We start from the raw sequence: 20,928 nt of genomic DNA, 5'->3' as shown, positions 1-20,928 counted from the left end.
CCCAAACCGGTCAGCCCAGCTGCGCGCGGGCCTCCACGAAGGCGTCCACGGCGCGGTTCACGTCCTCCGTGGAGTGCGCGGCGGAGAGCTGGACGCGGATCCGGGCCCGGCCCTGCGGCACGACGGGGTACGAGAAGCCGATCACGTACACGCCGCGCTCCAGGAGCAGCTCGGCCATGCGGCCCGCGACCGACGCGTCGCCGATCATGACCGGCGCGATGGCGTGGTCGCCGGGGAGGATGTCGAAGCCCTCCTCCACCATCCGTGTACGGAACAGCTTGGTGTTCGCGGCGAGGCGTTCGCGCAGGTCACCGGCGGACTCCAGGAGGTCGAGGACCTTCAGGGAGGCGGCCGCGATGACCGGGGCGAGGCTGTTGGAGAACAGGTACGGGCGCGAGCGCTGGCGCAGCAGCGCGACGATCTCGGCGCGGGCCGCGACGTAGCCGCCGGAGGCGCCGCCCAGCGCCTTGCCGAGGGTGCCGGTGATGATGTCGACGCGGTCCATGACGCCGTGCAGTTCGGGGGTGCCGCGGCCGCCGGGGCCGACGAAGCCGACGGCGTGCGAGTCGTCGACCATGACCATGGCGTCGTAGCGCTCGGCGAGGTCGCAGATGTCGGCGAGCGGCGCGACGTAGCCGTCCATGGAGAAGACGCCGTCGGTGACGATCAGCTTCCTGCGGCTGTCGGAGGCCGCCTTGAGCTGGGCCTCCAGGTCGGCCATGTCGCGGTTGGCGTAGCGGAAGCGCTTGGCCTTGCTCAGGCGGATGCCGTCGATGATCGAGGCGTGGTTGAGGGCGTCGGAGATCACCGCGTCCTCGGGGCCGAGGAGCGTCTCGAAGACGCCGCCGTTGGCGTCGAAGCAGGAGGAGTAGAGGATCGTGTCCTCCTGGCCGAGGAAGGAGGACAGGCGCGCCTCCAGTTCCTTGTGGACCTCCTGCGTGCCGCAGATGAAGCGGACGGAGGCCATGCCGTAGCCCCAGCGGTCGAGGGCCTCGTGGCCGGCGGCGATGACCTCGGGGTGGTCGGCGAGGCCGAGGTAGTTGTTGGCGCAGAAGTTCAGCACCTCGCCGGGGCGGCCTCCCGCCGTCACGCCGACCGTGGCGGACTGCGGGGTACCGATGACCCGCTCGGGCTTGTGCAGGCCCGCGGCGACGATCTCGTCGAGGGTGGCCTGGAGGTCTTCGCGTACGTTGTCGAACATGCCATCTTCCTTACGGTGCGGAGGCGTCGGCGGCGTTTCGTGATGCGGCATCGGCGAGTGAGCCGAAGGTGCCCGCCGGTGTCGAGACGGCGAGCGCGCGGAGGCCCGACGAGGGAGGGTCGAGCACGGTCGTCGTCTCGACACCGGAGTGGGGCCCCGGAGGCGAACCGAGCCCGGAATCAGGCTTCCCAGTCGAGGATGACCTTGCCGCCGCGGCCGCTCGCGGCATCGTCGAAGGCGGCGTCGAAGTCGGTGTACGCGTAACGGCCGGTGATCACCGGGGCGAGGTCGAGGCCGCCTTCCAGGAGGACCGACATCGCGTACCAGGTCTCGAACATCTCGCGGCCGTAGATGCCCTTGATAGTGATCATCGAGGTGACGATCCGGGCCCAGTCGACGGCGAACTCCTGTGCCGGCAGGCCGAGCATGGCGATCTTTCCGCCGTGGGTCATGTTGGCGAGCATGTCGCGCATCGCGGCCGGGTTGCCGGACATCTCCAGGCCGACGTCGAAGCCCTCGCGCAGGCCGAGTGTGCGCTGGCCGTCGGCGATGGTGGACTCGGCGACGTTCAGGGCGAGGCTCGCGCCGACCTTGCGGGCCAGCTCCAGGCGCTCCTCGCTGACGTCGGTGATCACGACGTTGCGGGCGCCGGCGTGCTTGGCGACGGCGGCCGCCATCAGGCCGATCGGCCCGGCGCCGGTGATCAGGACGTCCTCGCCGACGAGAGGGAAGGACAGCGCGGTGTGCACGGCGTTGCCGAACGGGTCGAAGATCGCCGCCACGTCGAGGTCGACGGGGACGCGGTGCACCCACACGTTCGACGCGGGCAGGGCGACGTACTCGGCGAACGCGCCGTCGCGTCCCACCCCGAGGCCGACCGTCGCGCGGCACAGGTGGCGCCGTCCGGCGAGGCAGTTGCGGCACTTGCCGCACACGAGGTGGCCCTCGCCGCTGACCGTGGAGCCGACGGCGATGTCGGCGACGTCACGGCCGGTCGCGACGACCTCGCCGACGAACTCGTGGCCGACGACGAGGGGCGCGCTGATGGTCGACTGCGCCCAGCCGTCCCAGTTGCGGATGTGCAGATCGGTGCCGCAGATGCCGGTCCGCTTCACCTTGATCAGTACGTCACCGGGGCCGACGGACGGCTCGGGCACGTCCGTCAGCCACAGTCCCGGTTCGGCCTTCTCCTTGACCAGTGCCTTCAACGGCTCGGCTCCTGTCGTCGCGCACGCGGGCAGCACGAAGCGGCCCGCCTACGGGGAAGAGTGAGGGGGTGGCGGCCAGCAGGCCGCCACCCCGGACTCTTCCGTACGGCGGCGCCCCGGTCCATCGAGACTTTCTTAAGCGCCGTCGCAGCTTTCCTACAGGCAGCTTTCTACGGGTGTACCTGGACCTGGGCGAGGCCCACGCGGCCGGTGCCCGTCAGTTCGACGCGGACGTAGCGGGCCCGGGTGCCGGTGCCGAGCACGGTGGGGCGCAGTGCCTTGCCCGTGACGTGGACGGTGGTGGCGTCGGAGAAGTCGGCCGATGACGCGAGCCGTACGTCGAAGCCGCTCGTCGTCATCGACGCGTCGTTCCAGATCTCGACCTGGCCGACGGAGTGGACGGCGCCGAGGTCGACCTGCCACCAGGCGCCCGGCTCGGCGAGCGTGCGGGTGTCGGTGGAGGTGTCCCCGTCGACGGCCCGCGCCGCCGCTGCGGTGCCGTCGGTCGTGGACTGGGTGGCGGTGCCGGTACGGGCCAGGTCGGGGCGGAGCTGTTCGACGCGGCCGTGCCCTTCGGCGCCCGCCGCCGCGGCGACCTTCAGAGCCTCGGCGGGGAGGCGGTCCAGCTTGGTGTGGTTGTCGGTGAGGGTCGATCCGGTGCCCGCGAGGGCGGGGGTGTCGGTGTCGGTCCAGTTGCCGGTGGCGTGGTTGTCGATGCCGTAGTCGGCCCAGTTGGAGACCCACTTGTAGCCGAGGCGGGTCAGCACGTTGCCGCTGACCGTGATGTGGCTGGACTGTTCGTCGAGGTAGATGCCGTTGCCGTCGCGCTCGGTGTTCCCGTAGGCGCTGCGGTTGATGTAGTTGCCGGAGACGACGGTGCCGGGCTGGGCGCCCTGGGTGTAGACGGCGCCGCCGTCGTGCTGTTCCTGGGCGACCCGCATGACGTCGGTGATCCGGTTGTTCGTGACGCGATTGTCGCGCAGTACGGACTGCTGGGCCTCGGGCTGGTTCCAGCCCCAGCCGACGGAGATCGCGGAGTAGGGCAGGTCTTCGAGGGTGTTGTGGTCGATGACGGTTCCGGCCTCGTACCCCGCCCAGATCCCTACGGCGTCCGTGTACTCCACTCCTGTGTCGCGGATGGTGTTGTACGACACCGTGTTGTGGGCCCCTACGAGTTCGGGTGCCGGCATGGGTTCCGTGTCGCCTATGTACGCGGCGCCCGAGGAGAGGTCGCTGAAGCGGGAGCGGGTGAGGGTCGAGTCCTGCGTGCCGTGCTCGAACACCGCTCCCGCGCCGCCGAGTTGGGTGAAGGACGCGTGGTCGACCATGACGTGTCTGCCGCCGCGCACGGTGAGGGCGGCGGCCGGCTTGGTGTAGAACCGGCCCGCGTGGTCCACGGGCCCCGTGGCGCCGGTCAGGGTCAGTCCGGCCTGCATACCCGCGTACCCCTCGTCCGTGGAGGGCTGGCTGTAGGCGGCGTATGCGAAGCCGATGCCCGTGACGCGGACGTCGTGCGCGCCGTCGAGGACGAGCAGATTCTCCGTCACGGGCGTGACGGCATGGAAGCGGCGCGGGTTCTCGCCCTTGCGCGGCAGATACGTGACGGTCCGCGCGGCCGAGTCCCACACGAACTCGCCCGGCTGGTCGAGGAGTTCGCGGGCGTTCTCGAAGAAGGCGACCTTGGAGTAGCGGGCCGAGTCGACGGCCGTCGAGTCCCAGGCGGGTCCGGTGCGGTCCGTGCCGGACGCGGAGTTGGTCCAGCAGGGCTGGGCGAACGTCATGGTGTCACCGGCGACGGACGCGATCCGGCAGTGGTAGTTGCGCCACCGTACGCGGATGACGGCTTCGGCGTCGGTGGGCCGGGCCCACTGGGCGATACCCGTGGCCTGCGCGCCGGTCATGCCGGTCCTGGTGGCGTCGCACACGGCGGCGGCGCAGGAGTCGCCCCGGGCGCGCACGGCGCGTCGACCGTCGACGAAGAGCTGACGCGGGACGACTCCCTTGGGCACCTTCGTGGTCCAGGTGCCGTCCGCGTTCGCGGACCAGCCGGTCAGCGCGCGGCCACCGGAGAGGACGGGACGGGCACCGCGGGCGGCGGCCCAGGTGACACCGGAGTCGTCGGCTCCGAGCTTCAGCGGCGTACGCAACTCGTATGTTCCGTCGGCTAGTTCGACGCGTACGGCCCGACCGGTGACGTCCCGCGCGGCGTCCCGAGCGCCCTCCACCGAGCAGGGGTGCCCGACGGTGCAGGAGGCACCGGAGCCGTGCGGCGCGGCGTGCAGGACCTTCGGGGCGGAGGCGGCTTGAGCGGCGGACAGAGGGACGAGTGCGAGGGCCGCGGCGGCGAGGAACGCGGCGGCACGGGTGCGGGCTCTCATGCGGTGACCTTCCCTGCGGATGGGGGTGCTGTGGCGTCCTGAGGGGGCGCGGGACACGGGGCGAGCGACCACGTACGCCCCGGGAACGGCCCGGGCCGAAAGACGCTCCGGTGCCGGGTCCGTGCGCCGGTCACGCCGCACCGGCCCAGTCGGGACGACCCGGCATCGGAGGATTCTTCGCCCCGAACAACCAGGCCCGCAGGAACGCGTCGAGCGACCGCTCCCCCGACACGGCGACCGCGTGCCGGATGAAGTCCTCGCTGGTGACGGTGCGGTCCCGGAAGCGCCGCGGCCACTGACCCATAATGCGGTCGAACTTCCGCTGTCCGACCTGGAGTTGAAGCGCGTAGAGAACGAGCGCTCCGCCGTCGTAGATGTTGGTGCCGCCCAGCGCCTTGGGCAGCCCGGGCGGGCCATCGCTCGCCCGGACGGCGTCCAGCTTCGCGTACGTCGCCTTCATCTTGTCGTCCATCAGCGACCAGCCGCGCTCCTCGCTGTACAGGGCGGCGTAGTACACGGCCGGTCCCTCGTTCAGCCAGGCCTGCTGCCAGTCGTTCGGGGTCACGGAGTCACCGAACCACTGGTGGGTCAGCTCGTGGACCATGGTGTTCTCGTACGTGGGGTTGCCGTCGGCACTGGGCTTGAACCAGTTGGTGCCCATGAGCGTGAGCGTGGAGTTCTCCAGCGCGTCGGTGTACCCGTCGTAGATGTGCACGCCGTACACGGAGAACGGGTACCGGCCGAACTTCGCCTCCAGCCAGGCGAGATGGTCCGGGGTGCGGGCCACGATCGGGCCGTACTTGTCCTCCTGGCCCTGCGGGACGATGTGCCGCAGCGGCAGCCCGGTGTGTGAAGTGCCGTACAGGTACGCGCCTTTGACAACGGCGATACCGAGGAGTTCGGTGGGCATCCGCTCGCGCAGCGCGAAGTGCCACAGGGTGGAGCCGTCGGGGCGCTTGTCCTTTCCGGTCAACTCGCCGTTGGCTGCGGCGACATAGCCTTCGGGCGCGGCGATGTGGAAGGTCCAGGTGGCTTTGTCGGACGGCGTGTCGTTGCACGGCAGGAACGTGTCGGCGCGCGAGGACTGCACGGCGGAGGCGAATCCGCCGTCGGTGCCGAACCGCCAGCCGGTCAGGCCCACGCGCGGGGCCTTGCCGTTGCCGCGGTACCTCACCGTGACGGTGAACGGCGCGCCCTTGTGCAGGGGCTGGGAAGGAGTGACGGTCAGCTCTTGGCCGGACTGGCCGACGGACAGGGCGAAGGCGGCGCCGCGGCCGTTGACGGCGATCGCGTCGATGGTGTGGCCGTCGGTGTCCAGGTTGAACGAGGACAGGTCCTGCGTGGCCTTCGCGGAGAGTGTGACCACGCCCGTGAAGTCGTAGGTGACCGGCGTGAAGTCGAAGGTCAGGTCGTAGTGCGTGACCTGATAGCCGCCGTTGCCGAGCGTCGGGAAGAGCGGGTCGCCGACGCCGTCGGCACCGGGCCGCGGGTCGAAGCCCTTGGCGTGGGCGGCCGTGGCGAACAGCGGGACCGTGAACGCGGCGACGCCCGCGCCCTTCAGGAGTGCGCGTCTGCTGGTGCTCACTTCTTCCCCTTCCCCGAGGACTGGTGTGAGGACGACTGCCGGGAGGCCTGCTCGAACTCGGTCCGGCACTTGTCGCCTCCGGCGTTACGCCACTTCTTCACCAGGGCGTCGTACGACGACAGCGGCTTTCGGCCGGTGATGAGGTCCTTCACGCCGTCGAGGTGGATGCTGTAGAGACTGCCCAGGCCCTTGGAGTCCCAGGTCGGTGCCGTGTAGGCGAGCGTGGGGTCCTCGATCATCTTCGGGATGAGCTTCGTGTACGCCTCGTGGACGTAGCGCGCCGCGTCGGGGTGGGTGGCGCTGAAGAACGCGGGGGTCGCGGAGGCGAGCTTGGACCAGGGCACGGTGACGTCCTGCGCGCCCTGCTTGGTGAGCACGGGGGTGCCGCGCTTGTCCCGCTGGTGGTCGGTGCCCTCGACGCCGTAGTTGATGAGTGTGTACTCGGCCGAACCGAAGGGCGACGCGGCGAAGTCGGCGAGGCGCAGCAGTTCCTTCACGCGCTTGTCGTCGGCCTTGGTGAGGTGGCAGTTCTGCAGCGAGACGTTGTCGGTCCAGACGACGGCGTCCTTGCCGACGGGCACCATGGGCCGCACGTCGAAGGAGGCGTCGATGGCGGCCATCGCGTCGACGTAGCCGGTGGAGGTGGTCAGGTAGGACGGCATGCCGTCATAGACGTACGCGGCCTTCCCGTTCATGAACAGGCCGGTGTACTGGGCCTTTTGGGCGCCGGACATCTGCACGGTGCCGGGGTAGAAGCAGCCCGCCTTGTACAGCTCGGCGGCGGTCTCGACGGCGTGCCGGTACGCCTCGTCCTCCAGCTGGTAGGTCCACTCGCCCGTCTTGTGGTCGTGCTTCCAGTAGTGCTGGGCGCCGGCCGACATGGCGAGCAGGTTCAGGCTGCCGCCGGTGAAGAAGTACTCCTTCTTCTTCGCGTCGGTGAGGTCCTTGGCCAGCTCCACGAGCCGTTCGACGCTGTCGATCTGGTCGAGGGAGGTGACGCCGGCCTTCTTGAAGAGGTCGGCGCGGTAGAAGCCGGCGCCGCCGCTGCCGGAGCGGGCGATCGGGATGCCGTAGAGCTTGCCCGCGTAGATGGCGTCCTGCCAGGCGTACTCGGGGACGGCGGCCAGGTTCGGATAGTCCTTGACCTTGTCCCCGGACAGGTGCGGGGTCAGGTCCGCGCACTTGGCGGTGAGGAAGGCGCCCTTGTTGTCGACGCCGCCGGTCTCCGGGTACATGAAGATGTCGGGGAGCTGGTCGCCGGCCACCATGGTGGAGAACTTCGCCGGGTAGTCGTCCGCGGGCACCGCCGTGAAGTCGACCTGGGCGCCGAGCAGCTTCTCCACCTCCCGCCACGCCGCGTTCTTGCCGCGCTCGGGCGGCAGCGGCGCGAACGTCTCGGTCACCGCGGTGATCTTCTTGGCGCCCTTGAGCGGGGTGCCCTTGGTGGCGCGGGCCGGGTTCGCCGGGTACTTCAGGAAGGCGTTGGGCACGCCGGCCGCTGTGCCGGGCAGATCGGCGTTGACGCCGATGGAGCGGACGGTGGTCGTCGGGAGCAGCTTGGCGCTGTTGGCCTCGGCCTTGGCCGCGGTGCCGCCGTCGCCGCAGGCGGCGAGCAGCGGGGCCGCGACGACGGCGAGGCCGGCGCCCGCACCCCAGCGGAACAGGGTGCGGCGGTTGACGGATGTGGTGCCGGACATCGATGGCTCCTCAACACGAGGGGATAGACGGCAAGTCGGGGGCAGCGGTGACTTCTTCAGCCCTTGACGGCGCCGGTGAGGACGCCCTTGGTGAAGAACCGCTGGAGGAACGGGTAGACGAGCAGGATCGGCACGACCGCGATCACGAGCACGGCCATCTGCACGGCCTGCTGCGGGGCGATCGCCTCGCCGGCCGCGGCGGTGTCGAGGTTCTGGCCCTGGAGGATGAAGGTGCGCAGCACCATCGGCAGCGGCCATTTGTCGTTGTCGCCGAGGTACAGCAGGGCGTTGAAGTACGCGTTCCAGTACGCGACGGCGTAGAAGAGGCCGACGACGGCGACGACCGCCTTCGACAGCGGCAGCACGACGCGGACCAGGGTGCGGAAGTCGCCCGCGCCGTCGACCTTCGCGGCGTCGTACAGCTCCTCCGGCAGGTTCATGAAGAAGGCGCGCATCACGACGAGGTTGAAGGCGCTCACCATGGTGGGCAGGACGAGCGCGGCGAAGGTGTTGTAGAGGCCGAGTTCCTTCACCAGAAGGAAGTTGGGGATGACGCCCGCGTTGAACAGCATGGTGAACAGGGCCGTCATCAGGATGAAGCGGCCGCCGACGACGCCGCGCCGCGAGAGCCCGTACGCCATTCCGATGGTGGCGAGCAGGCTGCACGCGGTGCCGAGGACGGTGACGCCGACGCTCACGAACAGGGCGCGGGTGACGCGGCCGCCGGTGAACGCGGTGCGGTAGGCGTCGAGGTTGGGGTGGTCGGGCCACAGGACGAGGCCGTTGGACCTGATGATGTCGGTCTGCGAGGCGAAGCTCGTGCCGATCACACCGAGCAGCGGGTACGCGACCAGGCCCACGACGATGACGAGGGCGAGGCCCTTCAGGACGAGCCCGGCCCTGGTGGGGCGCTCCATCCACGGCGGGCGGGCACCGGACGGGCGCAGTTCACCGTCGGCGGGCGCACCGCTCCTGCGGCGGCGCGTGCGCACCGCGGTCGTGGCGGTCGTATCAACGGTCAGCACCGCGGTACACCCCTTCGTGGCCGAGCCGGTGGGCGAACTTGTTGGCGCCGATGACGAGCACGGTGCCGATCACGGCCTTCACCAGGCCGACCGCGGCCGCGGTGCCCCACTGGTTGTCCTTGATGCCGTGGAAGTAGACGTAGGTGTCCAGGACTTCGCCGCTGCCGGGGCCGACGGCGTCGCGCTGGAGCAGGATCTGCTCGAAGCCGACGGTGAGGATGTTGCCGAGGTTGAGGATCAGCAGCAGCACGATCACCGGGGACAGGCCGGGCAGCGTGACGTGCCAGAAGCGGCGCCATCGGGCGGCGCCGTCCATGGCGGCCGCCTCGTACAGGCCGCGGTCGATGGAGAGCAGCGCGGCGAGGACGATGATGGTGCCCCAGCCGGCGTCCTTCCACATGACCTGGAGCGCGAGCAGCCAGGGGAAGGCGTTCGGGTCGGTCATCATGTCGTAGCGCGGCAGGCCGACGGCTTCGAGCAGGTCGGGGACGACGCCCGCGCCGCCGAGGATCTGCTGGAAGATCGAGACGATGATGACCCAGCCGATGAAGTGCGGCAGGTAGACGACGCTCTGTACGAAGCGGCGCAATTTGTCGCTGACGATGCTGTTGAGCAGCAGGGCGAGCCCGATCGGCACGGGGAAGAACAGGACCAGCTGGACGAGCGCGATCTCCAGTGTGTTGCCGGTCGCCGACCAGAAGTCGGGGTCGGCGAAGGCGTTCGTGAAGTTCGCGAGGCCGGTCCAGGCGCTGTGCATGTAGCCCAGGTAGGGCTGGTAGTCCTGGAAGGCCACCATGTAGCCGAGCAGCGGCACGTAATGGAACACCACGAAATACAGGAAGCCGGGCAGGCACAGCAGCAGCATCACCTTGTCGCGCTTGAGGCGCTGCCAGAGGGTCTTGCGGGAAACGACGGTGGGTGGTGCGGGTGGTGCGGGAACAGTCATGGGGCGGTCCTGTTCGGCCGAGTGGCGCAGAAGCGGTGGCGCACGTAACTGTGTTTCTGCGGCGGCAAGTTAGTAAGCGGTTAACCCCATCGTCAATAGATGCGCGAAACAGCTGGGTTACGAGCAGCTTTCAGCAGGCCTTTCCTGGCAGGCATTTCACTCCCTACCGGACAACTCAGGGCACAATGAAGCCACTTGACCTTGACGGTCGAGCCGCACCCTCCCTAGCGTGCCGTCACGCCATAGAACACGTTTACTGTCCGGAGGCAGGGTGCGTACCACTGACGAGGCGCCGGTCCAGGCCATGGCCGCCGACGCCACACCGCCTTCGCGGCGGCCCCGTACGGTTCTCGCGATGGATTCCGCGGTCGTCGACGACGTCTTCCCGCCACCCGTGCGGGCCCGGCTCGAAGAGACCGCGGACATCCGGCCGCCGCACGTCGTGCGGGAGTTCGGCAGCCGGGAGGCGCGCGCCGCGCTCGCCGAGTGCGAGGTACTGCTGACCGGCTGGGGCTGCCCGGCCATCGACAGCGCGGTACTCGACCGGGCGCCCCGGCTGCGCGCGGTGATCCACGCGGCCGGCACCGTGAAGACGTTCCTGAGCCGGGCGGCGTACGAGCGCGGCATCACGGTCTCCTCGGCGGCCGCGGCCAACGCGGTACCGGTCGCCGAGTTCACCCTCGCCGCGATCATCCTGGGCGCCAAGCGGGCGTTCCCGCTCGCCCACCTCTTCCGCGGCCGGCGCACCCATCGCACCGACGCCGACCTGGACCGGCACCACTGGCTCGGCACCCGCGGCATCACGGTCGGCGTGGTCGGCGCCTCCCGGATCGGGCGCCGGGTCGTCCAGCTGCTGCGCTCCCTCGACGCCGAGGTGCTGCTGTACGACCCCTACGTCTCCGACGCCGAGGCCGAACTGCTCGGCGCGAGCCGCACCGACCTGGACACGCTGGTCGCCACCAGCGACGTCGTCACCCTGCACGCCCCCGACACCGACGAGACCCGGCAGCTGATGGACGCCCGCCGGCTCGGCATGATGCGGCCGGGCGCACTGCTCGTGAACACCGCGCGCGGCCCGCTCGTGGACACCTCCGCCCTCACCGAACACCTGGTCAGCGGCCGGATCGACGCCGTGCTCGACGTCACCGACCCGGAGCCGCTGCCCGCCGGCCACCCGCTGTGGGACCTGCCCAACGTCTTCATCACGCCGCACATGGCGGGCGCCCAGGGCAACGAGGTGGGGCGGCTCGGCGCCCTCGCCGTCGACGAACTCGCTCGCTACGCGCGCGGGGTGCCGCTCAACCACCCCGTCCTCCTCGACGACCTGGAGCGGATCGCGTGAACGGGCCCGCCCCGCACCGCCTAGGCTCGGAATCGGTGTCGAGGCCGGGCGGACGGCCCCAGGCGGACCAGCGGGCAGCCCCGCAGGCACAGCAGCAAGCACAGCGGCAGACAGACCAGAACGACCATCAGGGGGTGGGCCGGATGTCCCGGCAGAGTTCGACGGCACCCGGCAGCGGCGGAACCGCTGGGCAGCGCCGCGCGACCGTCGTCGACGTGGCCAAGCGGGCCGGCGTCTCCACGGCGACCGTGTCCCGCGTGATGAACCGCAACTACCCGGTCGCCGCGGAGACGCGCGAGCGTGTGGAAGCGGCGATGCGCGAGCTCGGGTATGTGGTCAACGCCCATGCCCGCGCCCTCGCCGGGGTCTCCGGCCGCACCGTCGGCATCATCGTGAGCGAGCTCATCGACCCCTTCTACGCCTATATCGCCCGCGGGGTCGAACGGGAGGCCACCGATGGCGACCGGCTCTGCCTGGTCTGCTGCACCCAGGGCGACCCGCGGCGCGAGCTGGCCTTCATCGAGCTGATGCACGAGCGGCGCGCCGACGCCGTGGTGCTGGTCGGCGGCAGTGTCGACGACCGCGACTACAAGGTCGAACTGGCGCGCAGGGCAAGGGAGTTGGATGCGGGAGGCTCCAAGCTGGTGCTGTGCGGCCGCCCCTCGATCGGCCACGGCGCGCCCACGGTCGGCGTGGAATACGACAACGAGGGCGGCGCCTTCGCCCTCACCGACCACCTGATCGCGCAGGGCCACGAGCGGATCCTGTACCTCGGCGGGCCGCCCGGCCTGTCCACCGCGAAGGACCGGCTCGCGGGTCACCGCCGCGCGCTCGAACTGCGTGGCATCGCGCGCGAGCCCGCACTGGAGCAGCCGGGCGCGTTCAGCCGCGCCTTCGGATACCGGCGCATGACCGAACTCCTGCGGGAGGGGCCCCGGTTCACCGCGGTGTTCGCCGCGAACGACATCGTGGCGGCGGGCGCGGCACAGGCCCTTGAGGAGGCCGGCGTCCGCATCCCGCAGGACGTCTCCCTGGTCGGCTACGACGACATCCCGGTGGCCCAGGAGCTGCGGCCGCGTCTGACGACGGTCCGTATCCCCCTGGAGGAGATGGGCCGCCAGGCGGTACGGGTCGCGCTCAACGGAGGCGACGAGGACGACTGGCGCGCCCCCACCACGGGCACACTGCGGCTCGGCACGCAGCTGGTCGTGCGGGACTCCGTGGCGCCGCCGCGCGCCTAGGGCGCGTCTTCACACTCCTCTCGTCGCCCGGAGGGCGGCCCGGCGGCGTTCGGTGCGTGCTCTCGGCGGGCCGGGTGCGGGGCCTCGTACGGGGCGTACTCGGCTTTGCGCCCGGTGCGGCGGGAGTACGTGCCGGGCGGCGCCGGGCAGAGAGGAGTTTGAAGACAGGCCCTGGGACCCTGACCGAGCCACCCCGCCCGCCGCCCGACCGCATGCGCAGTCCTGCTCGGACCGGACGTGCTCGACGTAGTAACGAACAGAAACTCTCCGGACCCTCTTGCGGCCGGATAGCAAACGCTTACATGCTGGCGCGCAGTTCTCACGCCCGTCCCGCCCATCGCTCCGACGTTCATCGTCCCCATGGGAGTCTCTGGATGCGCCCTGCCGACCTGCCCCTTCCCGCCTCCGCCGCCATCCCCCGCCCTGCCAACTCCCCCGGAATCGGACGTCGTTCCGTGCTCGCCGGCTTCGCCGGGATCGGTGCCGCCGCGCTTCTCAGCGGCGGCGCCGGAACCGCCGCGGCGTCGACCGCACACGGTGCGCGCGACGGCGACACGCTGCTCATCGAGGCGTTCCCGGACGCCGAGACCGAGCGGCTCCGGCTGGCCACGACCTACCGCGGCAGCGACTTCATCGCCACCGGCCGCTACGCCCCCGCGGGCGCGCAGATCAGTATCCGGGTGAAGGCCCTCGACGGAGTCCTGCCGACGCTGCACATCGGCACGTTCGACAACCACCCCGACAACGCCGACCTGTTGACGCCCCGCGCCATCACCCTGACCCAGGGCGTCAACACCTTCAGCGACACCTACGGCGGGCCGATCCATCTGCGCCTGCCCGGCCACGGCGAGCGCGCTCAGGTCACCTTCGTGCAGGGTGCCGTGCGCATGCCGACGTTCGTCCTGGGCGAGACGACGGAGGACCGGTTCCAGCAGCAACTCGACACCCTCACCGACTCGCTGTACGTCGAACTGTCCTCGCCGCACGCCCTCGTGACCGTCACCCGGGCGAACTTCCTGCCCTACCGGGGTGAGGACCACACACGGCTGATGGAGATCTTCGAGCAGGTCATCGCCTCTCATGCCGACGTCGCCGGGCTCGACGGCTCGTCCGCACCGCACCGGCGCAAGGCGGGCCCTTACCAGTTCAGCGAGGTGCCGAAGGTGCCGGCCGGGGTCGGCGCGTATGCCACGCACTACTACAACGCCTTCCCGCCCGCCTACTTCGACCGGCTCCTGACCGTCCAGGGCCTCACCACGCGCGGGTGGGGGCTCTACCACGAACTCGGGCACCTGCATCAGCAGTTCGCGTACCGCCCGTCCGGCCTGACCGAGGTCTCCGTCAACATCTACTCGCTGGCCGCGCAACACGTCCTCGGACAGCCCTCCAACCTCCTCGTCCCGGATGCCGCTTCCGGCCTCACCCCGTTTCAGTCCGCGCTGCCCAAGCTCGGCACGCCGGGTCTCGCCTTCGCCACCTCCTTCGGCGCCTACGAGAAGCTGGTCTCGCTGCGCCAGCTGGAACTCGCCTTCGGCACGGGCCTCTGGCCGAGGCTGCACCGGCTCATCCGCACCGAGAACCCGCAGTCCGACTGGGCCACCCAGGACGCCCTGCGCTGGACCAACTTCGCCGTGTACACCAGCCGCGTCAGCGGCTACGACCTCACCGACTTCTTCGTGGACCGGTGGGCGTACCCGATCGATCCCGAGGGTCTCGCCGCACTCGCCACACTCAACCTCCCGAAGCCGCCCGTCGATCCGGCCACCTTGTCCGACTGACCGCCGTCTGCTGACCGCGGACGACTGTGTGACCGACCCCTGTCCGCCCGATCCGGAGGGTGACGACCGACCATGGATCCGACCCGACGCCAGACCCTCGCGCTCGCCGGAGCGGGCGCCGCCGCGACCGTGCTCCCGCACGCCGGAAGCGCCGCCGCCGACACCAGCACCAGCACCGACCCGTACGACACGCTCCTCGCCCGCGCCGAGCAGCAGCTCACCGGCGGGGACTTCGACGCCGCCGACCCCGACTTCGCGGCGGCGCTCACCGCCCTGGACCGCCAGGCAGCCGCCTGGTGGCAGCAGCTCGACACGTCCGCGGGACGCACGGCGCTGTGGCCCGACCTCTCCCCCGCCGCCGACCCCGGCATGTTCGGCCAGAGCTATCCACGGCTGCGCACAATCGCCACCGCCTGGGCCACCCCGGGCACCTCGCTGACCGGCGACGCGGCCGTGCTCGCCGGGCTGCTCGACGCGCTGCGCTTCCTCCACAGCGTCGGCTACAACCCGGCCCGCTCCGAGTCCGGCAACTGGTGGTTCTGGGAGATCGGCGCGCCCCGCGCCCTCGTGGACACCTGCGTCCTGCTGCACGCGCGGCTGCCCGCCGACGATCTCGCCGCGTACGTGAGCGCCGTCGCCCGCTTCGTCCCGGACCCGGACCGCCGCACCAACTCCCCCTCCCTCGCCGAGACCGGCGCCAACCGCGCCGACAAGGCCGTCATCGTCGCCCTGCGCGGACTGCTCGCCCGGGACGCCGCCACGCTCGCCCTGGCCCGCGACGGCCTGTCCGACGTCCGCGACGGCGGCCGGAACAGCCTTTTCCAGTACGTCACTTCGGGCGACGGGTTCTACGCGGACGGCTCCTTCGTCCAGCACGACTACGTCGCCTATACGGGTACGTACGGCAGCATCCTGCTGGGCAGCGCGGGTCAGCTCATCGCGCTCCTCGCCGGCTCCGACTGGGCCGTCACCGACCCGGACGTCTCGGTGCTCCACGAGGCCGTCGACCGGACCTTCTCCCCCGTCCTGTTCGACGGCCTGATGATGGACGCCGTGCGTGGCCGCGCGATATCCCGTGAGCGCGCCCCCGATCACACCGACGGCGCCGTGGCCGTCTCGTACGTCCTCCAACTCGCCGACGGCGCACCGCAGTCGTACGCCGGCCGTTGGCGCGCGGCGGCCAAGGGCTGGATCCTGCGCAACGACTCGCGCAACAAGGAGACCCCGTACGCGAGTCTGGTCGGCGTCCCCGCCCTGGCGCGCGCGAAGGCCGTCCTCGACGATCCGGCCGTGCGGCCCGCGGACCGGCTCACCGGGCACTTCGTGTTCGCCGGCATGGACCGGGTCGTGCACCGCCGCCCGCGCTGGGCATGCGCCCTGTCGCTGTCCTCGAAGCGCATCTCCGCATACGAGGCGGGCAACGGCGAGAACCTGCACGGCTGGTACACCGGCGACGGCATGACCTACCTGTACGACGGCGACGATCCCGACGCGTTCGGCGACGGCTTCTGGCCGACGGTCGACCCGTACCGCCTGCCGGGTACGACGGTGGACACGCGGGCCAGGACCGACCTCGGCACGGGCGGCGGGACCAGTACGTTCCGCCCGAAGAACGCCGTCGCGGGCGGCGCCGTCCTCGACGGCCGCTACGGCGCGGCCGCCATGGAACTGATCGCCGACGGGTCGACACTGCGCGCCAAGAAGACGTGGTTCTTCGTGGACAACGCCGTCGTCGCGCTCGGCGCGGACATCACGGCGAGCGACGGCCGCACCATCGAGACGGTCGTCGAGAACCGGAACCTGCACGCCGGCGGAGCGCCCCGGCTCGTCGTCGACGGTCACCGGAAACCCCCGCGACAGGGCTGGTCGGCGTCCCTGCCCGGCGCGCGCTGGGCCCATCTGGAGGGCACGGGCGGATACGTCTTCCCGTCCGGCGGCCCGCTGCGCGCCCTGCGCGAGGAACGCACCGGTACCTGGCGGGCCCTGAACACCGGCGCGGACACCGGCGGCAGCACCACCCCGCTCACCCGCCGCTACGCCACTCTCTGGTTCGACCACGGCCCCTCCCCCGTCTCCGCTTCCTACGCCTATGTCCTGCTGCCGGGCGCGACCGCCGCCGCGACCGCCGTCTGGTCCCGGTCCCGGCCGGTGCGGATCGTCGCCTCCGACGGCACCGTCCAGGCCGTCGAGTCGCCCCGGCTCGGGCTGCTCGCCGCGCACTTCTGGGCCGCGGGTGCCGTCGGCGGGCTGCGCACGGACGGACCCGGCACCGTCCTCGTACGCCGCCACGGCCATGGCGTCACGGTGGCCGTCGCGGACCCGGGCCGCACCACGGCGACCCTGGCGGTCGAACTGCCGTTTCCTGTACGACGGTTGGTCAGTGCCGACGACACGATCAGCGTCGCGCCCGGACGCCGCCCCGTCCTCACCGTCCAGGTCGGCGGTTCGCGCGGCCAGACGCACACGGCCGAACTCGCCTGATCACAGCCTCGCGCCGGGCATCCGACACCGGCGCACCGACCATCGACGTCAGCACGTACCGCGCATAGGGTCCGGCGAAGAAGATCTTCGCCGCCTGTCCCGCAGACCGACCGAGGAGCCAGCGAACCACCATGCCCGCCCCGTACTTCTCCCTGCCGCCCACCGACCGTGTCCGCTCCCCGCTGACGGGCTGGACGCGGGCGCACTGGGAAGCTCTGGCCGACCGGCAGCTGGAGGCGCTGCTGCCCTATGCCACACCGGGGTTCGCGCAGTACCGGCTGCCGGGACGGGCCAGCTGGTCCGGGGTCGTCTCGGACGGGCTCGAAGGGTTCGCTCGGACATTTCTGCTGGCCTCCTTCCGGATAGCGGGCGCGGGCGGCGGGACCGACGAGCACGCTTCGCCCGCCCTGTCCCACCTGATCGAAAGGTACACGGAGGGTCTGACAACGGGCACGGACCGTGACAGCGGAGAGGCCTGGCCCGAGCTCACCGACTGCTCCCAGCAAATGGTGGAGGCGGCCTCGATCGCGATCGGCCTGCACGAGACCCGTCCCTGGATCTGGGACCGGCTCGACACCCGCGTCCAGGAGCGGGTCGTCGACTGGTTCTCGGGGTTCGTCGGCGGGCGGACCTGGGACAACAACTGGCGCCTGTTCCAAGTGGTGTCGGAGCAGTTCCTGGCGTCGGTCGGCGCTCCGTACAGCCGGAGCGACATCGACGGCGGCCTCGACCGGATCGAGGACTGGTACGTCGGCGACGGCTGGTACACCGACGGGGACGGCCGCAACTTCGACTACTACATCGGCTGGGCGATGCACCTGTACCCACTGCTGTGGGCCCGCATGGCCGGACCGGACGGCGACGGCGGGCGCGGCCGGGTCTACCGCGAGCGGCTCGGCCAATTCCTGGGCACGTACCCGCAGTTCTTCGGCGGCGACGGCGCCCCGGTGCACCAGGGCCGCTCCCTGACCTACCGGTTCGCGGCGACCGCCCCGGTCTGGATGGGGGCGCTGGCCGACTGCACCCCGCTGGCGCCCGGCCTGACCCGGCGCCTGGCGTCCGGCGCGGCCCGGCACTTCGTGGAGCGTGGCGTGCCGGACGAGCGGGGGCTGCTGCCGCTCGGCTGGTACGACACGTTCCTGCCGTCGACCCAGGCGTACTCGGGGCCCGCGTCGCCGTACTGGGCCAGCAAGGGCTTCCTCGGCCTGCTGCTGCCCGCCGACCATCCGGTGTGGACGGAGCGTGAACTCCCGCTGCCCGTCGAGCAGTCGGAGCAGTACACGGCGCTGCCCGCGCCGGGCTGGCTGCTGCACGGCACTCCGCACGACGGCATCGTCCGTCTGATCAACCACGGCAGCGACCACAACCCGCTCGAAGGCCCGGCCACCGACGACCCGCACTACGCCAAGCTCGCCTACTCCACGGCCACCGCCCCCGAGTCCGCGCCGCACGCCTGGGCGCGCGCCGTCGACAACCACCTGGCCCTGCTCGCACCCGACGGCACCCCGTCGCGCCGCCGCCGCATCCACCCGCTGACCTGCGAGGGACGCCGCGCCTCCTCCCGTCATGACGCTCAACTCCCGGGGACCGAAGAGGAGTTCCCGATCGAGTCGACGAGTGTGCTGCACGGGCCGTGGGAGCTGCGTGTGCACCGGGCCGAGGCGCCGGCCGGGGTCGGCGTGCGCGAGGGCGGGCACGCGGTCGCGGGCTCCACGCGTCCGCACGCCGAGCAGGGTCCGGGCTGGGCACTGACCGTCACGGAGTCGGGTCTGACGAGCGCGCTGGTGGCCCTGCACGGCTGGGACGAGGAGACCGGCATCGCGCGCGAGGTCGAGGCCAACGCCCACGGCCCGCACTCGGCGACGCCCTGCCTCCGCGCCGCACGGCACCCCGGCGGCATCGGCACGTACGTCACGCTGGTGGCGCTGACCCGCGACGTGGTGCACCCGCAGGCGCTGCGCGAGTCGATCTCGTGCGTGGTGGACGACGACGGACAGGTGTGCGTCACATTCCCGGACGGGGAGACGGTGACGGTCCCGGGCGGCCCGACGACGCGGGAGCCGGCTGTCAGGTGATCAGGTCCCCGCGCCGACGCACCACCTCCATCAGCTCACCGGCCAGCGTCTTGATGGTCGCGAGCCCGGCCCTCCCCCAAGGGCGGGGTGCGGTGTCCACCACGCATACGGTGCCGAGCGCGAGGCCCGTGCAGTCGTCGAGCAGCGGCGCCCCCAAGTAGGAGCGGATGCCGCTCTCGTCGACCACAGGGTTGCCCGCGAACCTCGGGTAGTCGCGCACGTCTTCAAGGACGAGCGCTTTGCGCCGCATGACTACATGGGGGCAGTAACCGTGATCGCGCGCCCTGTAGCGGGCCGTCCCGTCGCCGCGCCGGTCCCCGTCGGGCGTGTGGAGTCCCGCGAAGAACTGCCGGGTCCCGTCGATGAAGTTGACCATGGCGTAGGGCGCTCCGGTCACGTCGGCGAGCCGGTCCGCGAACAGGTCGAAGGCCGGTTCCGGGCGCAGCCCCACATCGAGGCGGCGCAGTCTGCGCGCACGGTCGGGGCCCTCCCGGTCGACCGGGGTCAGCAGCAGACGCCCGGTCGCGTCGTACGTCATACGTCCGCTCCGCGGCTGTCGTACGTCATGTGTGGGCTCCGAAACCGGTGGCCGCCGGGGCGGCGTGCGCCAGCAGGTGCCGGACCAGGGTGAGCAGGGTCTGGATGCCGGAGCTGGAGATGCGCGCGTCGCAGCGCACCACGGGCACCTGGGGGTCGAGGTCGATGGCGGCGCGCACCTCTTCGGGTTCGTAGCGGTAGCCGCCGTCGAACTCGTTGACCGCCACGATGAAGCCCATGCCGCGCTCCTCGAAGAAGTCGACGGCGGCGAAGCAGTCCTCCAGGCGGCGGGTGTCGGCGAGGATCACCGCGCCGAGCGCGCCCTCGGAGAGTTCGTCCCACATGAACCAGAAGCGTTCCTGGCCCGGTGTGCCGAAGAGGTACAGCACGTGTTCGGGGTCGAGGGTGATGCGTCCGAAGTCCATGGCGACGGTCGTCTCGACCTTGTTCTCGATGCCGTCGAGATTGTCGGTCGCGGCGCTGACGGTGGTGAGCAGCTCTTCGGTGCTGAGCGGAGCGATCTCGCTGACCGCGCCGACGAAAGTCGTCTTGCCGACCCCGAATCCCCCCGCGACCAGGATCTTCAGTGCGGTGGGGAAGGGGTCAGAGCTGTCGTCGTAGTCCATCGAGCACTGCCTCCAGTAGGGACCGGTCAGTGGGGTTGTCGTGGAACGTGGGGGGCTTGGTGGTGACGGCCCCGCAGTCGACGAGGTCGGAGAGAAGGACCTTGGTGACGGCCGCGGGGAGCCCCAGATGGCCGGCGATCTCCGCGACCGACGTGGGCTGCGCACACCGTTCGAGTGCTTGGCTGTGTTCCGGCCCCAGGTAGCCGAGGGGCGTCGCCCCGGTGGCCATGACCAGGGACAGCAGGTCCATCGACGTCGTGGGCCGGGTGCGCCCGTTGCTGACCGTGTAGGGGCGTACGAGCCGGCCTGCCGCGCCGTCGAGCCACGGTCCGTCCTGCGGGGCCGACACTCTCAATTCCTCATCGCCGTGGGCTGGGGCGAGGGCTGGCGGGGCGCGGTCACCAGGTAGGGGCGCACGCTCTTGACGAGCATGGCCATCTCGTAGCCGAGGACGGCGGCGTCGGCCTCCCGACCCGCGAGGACCGCGAGGCAGGTGCCGGAGCCGGCGGTCGACACGAACAGCAGGGTGGAGTCGAGTTCCACCACCACTTGCCGTACGTCGCCGCCGTCACCGAACCGCACACCGGCGCTGCGGCCGAGCGAGTAGAGACCGGACGCGAGGGCGGCCATGTGGTCGGCGCTGTCGGCGTCCAGTCCGTGCACGGACTTGACGAGTCCGTCGGAGGAGAGGAGCACGGCGCTGTTGGTGTGGGGAACGCGCTGGACGAGGCCGCTCATCAGCCAGTCGAGATCGGACACATGACCCGTCGGCACATCGCTCGCCATGGGGGATCGACTCCTTGGTGGA

At 71.0% G+C, this 20,928-nt stretch carries 16 protein-coding genes; 5 read left to right on the top strand and 11 right to left on the bottom strand.

What is annotated here, in order from left to right; translation table 11 throughout:
* Window positions 1-10: 10 nt before the first annotated feature.
* From AB0J02_RS04965 to AB0J02_RS04935, 7 genes are all read right to left on the bottom strand, one after another.
* Window positions 11-1,201, bottom strand: coding sequence for a glycine C-acetyltransferase (locus AB0J02_RS04965; protein WP_363192156.1), 1,191 nt, complete (start codon window positions 1,199-1,201; stop codon window positions 11-13).
* A gap of 179 nt (window positions 1,202-1,380) precedes the next feature.
* Window positions 1,381-2,409 (bottom strand): L-threonine 3-dehydrogenase, encoded by a 1,029-nt coding sequence (tdh, locus tag AB0J02_RS04960; protein WP_363192154.1) that lies wholly within the window; start codon window positions 2,407-2,409, stop codon window positions 1,381-1,383.
* 170 nt (window positions 2,410-2,579) lie between these two features.
* Window positions 2,580-4,787, bottom strand: a complete 2,208-nt coding sequence (locus tag AB0J02_RS04955) for a right-handed parallel beta-helix repeat-containing protein (RefSeq protein WP_363192153.1) — start codon at window positions 4,785-4,787, stop codon at window positions 2,580-2,582.
* Between the two features lie 130 nt (window positions 4,788-4,917).
* Complete coding sequence (locus AB0J02_RS04950; RefSeq protein WP_363192152.1) at window positions 4,918-6,372, bottom strand: M1 family metallopeptidase; 1,455 nt, start codon at window positions 6,370-6,372, stop codon at window positions 4,918-4,920.
* Window positions 6,369-8,069 carry an extracellular solute-binding protein gene (locus AB0J02_RS04945; protein WP_363192151.1) on the bottom strand — a complete coding sequence of 567 codons (1,701 nt, stop codon included), beginning with the start codon at window positions 8,067-8,069 and terminating at the stop codon, window positions 6,369-6,371. Before AB0J02_RS04945 ends, AB0J02_RS04950 begins: the two co-directional genes overlap by 4 nt.
* Window positions 8,070-8,125: 56 nt before the next feature.
* Complete coding sequence (locus AB0J02_RS04940; RefSeq protein WP_363192209.1) at window positions 8,126-8,986, bottom strand: carbohydrate ABC transporter permease; 861 nt, start codon at window positions 8,984-8,986, stop codon at window positions 8,126-8,128.
* Window positions 8,987-9,080: 94 nt separating this feature from the next.
* Window positions 9,081-10,040 (bottom strand): ABC transporter permease subunit, encoded by a 960-nt coding sequence (locus AB0J02_RS04935; protein WP_363192150.1) that lies wholly within the window; start codon window positions 10,038-10,040, stop codon window positions 9,081-9,083.
* A gap of 271 nt (window positions 10,041-10,311) precedes the next feature.
* On the opposite strand from AB0J02_RS04935, the gene AB0J02_RS04930 reads away from it, so the two are divergent.
* The 5 genes from AB0J02_RS04930 (at window position 10,312) to AB0J02_RS04910 (ending at window position 18,957) form a co-directional block, all read left to right on the top strand.
* Complete coding sequence (locus tag AB0J02_RS04930) at window positions 10,312-11,382, top strand: hydroxyacid dehydrogenase (RefSeq protein ID WP_363192149.1); 1,071 nt, start codon at window positions 10,312-10,314, stop codon at window positions 11,380-11,382.
* A 143-nt stretch (window positions 11,383-11,525) separates the two neighbouring features.
* Complete coding sequence (locus tag AB0J02_RS04925; RefSeq protein ID WP_363192147.1) at window positions 11,526-12,623, top strand: LacI family DNA-binding transcriptional regulator; 1,098 nt, start codon at window positions 11,526-11,528, stop codon at window positions 12,621-12,623.
* A gap of 374 nt (window positions 12,624-12,997) precedes the next feature.
* Window positions 12,998-14,401, top strand: a complete 1,404-nt coding sequence (locus AB0J02_RS04920; protein ID WP_363192146.1) for a M60 family metallopeptidase — start codon at window positions 12,998-13,000, stop codon at window positions 14,399-14,401.
* A gap of 72 nt (window positions 14,402-14,473) precedes the next feature.
* The gene (locus AB0J02_RS04915) at window positions 14,474-16,882 is read left to right on the top strand and encodes a polysaccharide lyase 8 family protein (protein WP_363192145.1); all 2,409 of its coding nucleotides are present in this window, start codon (window positions 14,474-14,476) and stop codon (window positions 16,880-16,882) included.
* Window positions 16,883-17,013: 131 nt separating this feature from the next.
* A complete protein-coding gene (locus AB0J02_RS04910; RefSeq protein WP_363192144.1) occupies window positions 17,014-18,957 on the top strand; it encodes a DUF2264 domain-containing protein in 1,944 nt (647 codons plus the stop codon).
* Here the strand turns inward: AB0J02_RS04910 and AB0J02_RS04905 are convergent.
* From AB0J02_RS04905 to AB0J02_RS04890, 4 genes are read right to left on the bottom strand one after another with little or no spacing between them, the layout of a single operon-like run.
* Window positions 18,950-19,495, bottom strand: coding sequence for a GAF domain-containing protein (locus AB0J02_RS04905; RefSeq protein ID WP_363192143.1), 546 nt, complete (start codon window positions 19,493-19,495; stop codon window positions 18,950-18,952). The genes AB0J02_RS04910 and AB0J02_RS04905 overlap by 8 nt on opposite strands.
* 25 nt (window positions 19,496-19,520) lie before the next feature.
* Window positions 19,521-20,120, bottom strand: a complete 600-nt coding sequence (locus AB0J02_RS04900; RefSeq protein ID WP_363192142.1) for an ATP/GTP-binding protein — start codon at window positions 20,118-20,120, stop codon at window positions 19,521-19,523.
* Window positions 20,098-20,469: a DUF742 domain-containing protein gene (locus AB0J02_RS04895; RefSeq protein WP_363192141.1), complete on the bottom strand. Its 372-nt coding sequence runs from the start codon at window positions 20,467-20,469 to the stop codon at window positions 20,098-20,100. The genes AB0J02_RS04900 and AB0J02_RS04895 overlap by 23 nt, the downstream gene beginning before the upstream one ends.
* A 2-nt stretch (window positions 20,470-20,471) precedes the next feature.
* A complete protein-coding gene (locus AB0J02_RS04890; protein ID WP_363192140.1) occupies window positions 20,472-20,906 on the bottom strand; it encodes a roadblock/LC7 domain-containing protein in 435 nt (144 codons plus the stop codon).
* Window positions 20,907-20,928: the final 22 nt, after the last annotated feature.

The organism is Streptomyces sp. NPDC050264, assembly GCF_040655895.1.
Taxonomy (GTDB): domain Bacteria; phylum Actinomycetota; class Actinomycetes; order Streptomycetales; family Streptomycetaceae; genus Streptomyces.
The sequence above is the reverse complement of the archived record's forward strand: the minus strand, read 5'-3'. Positions and strand labels throughout refer to the sequence as shown.